General features: G+C 37.9%; 2 protein-coding genes. Both read right to left on the reverse strand.

Translation table 11 applies throughout. The annotated features are described in order from the left end of the window. The coding region (locus tag PZE06_RS25640) for a rolling circle replication-associated protein (RefSeq protein WP_275792089.1) at positions 1–810 on the reverse strand (810 nt) is incomplete at its 3' end. A 155-nt stretch (positions 811–965) separates the two neighbouring features. Then, positions 966–1,181, reverse strand: a complete 216-nt coding sequence (locus PZE06_RS25645) for a hypothetical protein (protein WP_150917858.1) — start codon at positions 1,179–1,181, stop codon at positions 966–968. Between the last annotated feature and the right edge of the window lie 829 nt (positions 1,182–2,010).

Below are 2,010 nucleotides of genomic sequence, written 5' to 3' on the forward strand. Positions count from 1 at the left end.
ACGTTTTGTGTTATACTGAAGAAACGAAATCGTATTTTCAAAGTCGTCATTTTCGACATGATAACTTTTTTGGTAGTGGGGTGTCGCAGACCCTACTACTTTTCTTATGTCCTTAAATTTCATTTCTTCACGTTCCGGCTTAACGATCCCCTTCGATTTTCGATACATGTTCATTCCAGGAGGATACATGTGAAGCCGACCACCCTTGATGAATTTTTTCTCTTTGCCATCTACAATCTTCGTTTCTACCAAACACCCTTCAGAAGCAACTTTCGAAATGGTTTCAAAATCTTTCGCTTCGTCAATATCAATATCGGTCAAATATGCGCTTAAATACGCTCCGATATTATCAACATCCTTCAACGACTTAATTTTAACGAATCCTGCGCCCCACAGAGACCTCAAATCAGAGTTTTTGATATAAACCTTATCTAAATCATTAAAACGCATTAAAACGTGACAATGCCATGCTCCACGCCCTTGTGGTTCAACTACAGATAAATAGTCTATTGAACTTTCATTCTTGTAGGAATATTTCATGCGTTTCATGAATTTATCAAAATCGGTATAAAGCCTTTTTGTATCAGTCATATTTTCCTTATATGTCAGTGTTATATGTAATTCGTTTGATTTTCCTACGAAATTATTATTTATTAAATATCTTAGTTTTTTAAAAGTTTGTCTAAGAGAATTATAGTTTTGTTGGCGATTTTCAGAGTGTTCGAATTCCTTAATTTCTCCTGTTGAGAGGTCAACAAACCTATCCTTGTCCAATTTTTTGATATGGTTTTTTCGGTTCATTTTCTCCATGTGCTGCACCTCGACAATGTGATTCATTCTAGTCACAGTTACAACATCATTTGGAGTGAGCAAAACCTCATCTCCGTTGCCTTTGTCCATCCTTTCACCTCCATTTTTTCTCGTAATGTTTAATTAAAATCAAGTTAATAACCCCTAACCCAAAATTACTGCTTCTCAATTCGTTTCTCTAGATCCTCAAGCTTCTGAATAACCAAACCAATATCAGTCATAGCCTTAATCGATTCTTTTTGCTGGAAGTACGTTTCTAAAGCCATTGTGACTATTGTCGATTTCGGAACACCAATTCTTTCAGATTCAGCTACAAGCTTGTCGTTGAGCTCATCAGAAACTTGAGTATTTACTCTAACCATTTTTGCCATGTAAGGCTCACCTCATTTGATTATTTCACACAAATATATTACAAGATACGCACATTGTCAATATAAAGCCTACTGGATTACGAAAGCATAGAACCATTGACATCGAGCCTCCACCCTCTTAAACTCCAAAAGCATACCCCGTCGGGAAAATTCGCCCTCTGGGGCACACTTCCGCAGTTTACCAAAGAGGGCCACTCCATATAAATGGACCTATCATCCGAACTCGTTCAGCTTTAGTTTTACTTCACACACGCTTGACGGAAATGCGCAGCGTTTTAGCAGTCACTCTGCAGAGTGTATAAGTGCGCCATTTTATTTTAAAATGGAATGACCAATTCCAAATGAGGGGTTGGCTCTAGGAAATAAAATGCCCTCTATCGACCTAACCAAATATTCAGGAGGGCATCACTGTAAAAAGTAACAGTGCCCATTTATGCACCCTAAAAAAATTGGCGCTAATGGGGTCATTTTCATGACTAAATAATGCTTTGCATTGAACCTTCGGAAGAATATAAAAAAAGTCCCCAGCCGTCCGACAGCATACGCTTTGTCGGAACGGCATAGGGAATCATCTTTATTTTTTATATTTACTAAAATGGTTTTCAAAATCAAAAAGGGTAGCCATCTACCAGTGCAAGGGAACCCCCTTCACAGGAACCCCCTTGCACCAGTAGTGGTACCCCCTTTTTATGTTTAGGAATTACGTTTTGTGTTATACTGAAGAAACGAAATCGTATTTTCAAAGTCGTCATTTTCGACATGATAACTTTTTTGGTAGTGGGGTGTCGCAGACCCTACTACTTTTCTTATGTCCTTAAATTTCATTTCT

The organism is Robertmurraya sp. DFI.2.37 (genome assembly GCF_029211245.1).
Classification (GTDB): domain Bacteria; phylum Bacillota; class Bacilli; order Bacillales; family Cytobacillaceae; genus Robertmurraya; species Robertmurraya methanolica_A.

What these genes read in the sequence shown, in the direction of transcription:
- PZE06_RS25645 (WP_150917858.1), bottom strand. Translation starts at nt 1,181, where the DNA reads ATGGCAAAAATGGTTAGAGTAAATACTCAAGTTTCTGATGAGCTCAAC.